Origin of the sequence: Gluconobacter sp. P1D12_c, assembly GCF_018812105.1 — a bacterium.
Lineage (GTDB): Bacteria > Pseudomonadota > Alphaproteobacteria > Acetobacterales > Acetobacteraceae > Gluconobacter > Gluconobacter oxydans_A.
Genome location: NZ_JACSIQ010000430.1, coordinates 1 through 467, shown reverse-complemented (window position 1 = coordinate 467; position 467 = coordinate 1). Strand labels below are relative to the sequence as shown.

Below are 467 nucleotides of genomic sequence, written 5' to 3'. Positions count from 1 at the left end.
GAGACGATGGAGGATGGCCATCTTGAGTGGTTCTATAATGAGACACTCAATACGCGACTGATACAGAGGTACGGATCGTTTAAGGAGTTCAAGGGGTCTCTTAATGATGAGAGGCTTCGCATCGTTCGAGATCAGTCTGATGGATCTCTGAAGATGATGAAGAAGCGTGTCATCAATGATGCTGAGCTTTTCACGAAGCGTGATGAAGGCGAAGCCACGATAGGTGTCCCTAAATCATTGGATATGTTCGGGCCCGATATTGCTATGGCTCTCTGTGTTGAGCCTTCTCTTGATGGTCGTGTCATCGTTGGTGATGAAATAAAATTCGAGCAGATGGAGAATAAGATTGTTGGGCTGATGCTCCCGCATCATGCTTTCTATAACGTCTCTGAACCCTGTCTTATGGTCCAGAATTATACGCAGACGCCTGACACTGAACTCGGCAAAAAGGCTCTCGAACTCATTGA

Annotated in this window: 1 protein-coding gene; it reads left to right on the top strand. The window is 46.5% G+C overall.

Going from position 1 to position 467, the window contains the following annotated elements; all coding sequences use genetic code 11:
* A partial coding sequence (locus KP705_RS17520; protein ID WP_215765205.1) for a hypothetical protein occupies positions 1 to 467 on the top strand: 467 nt, incomplete at both ends.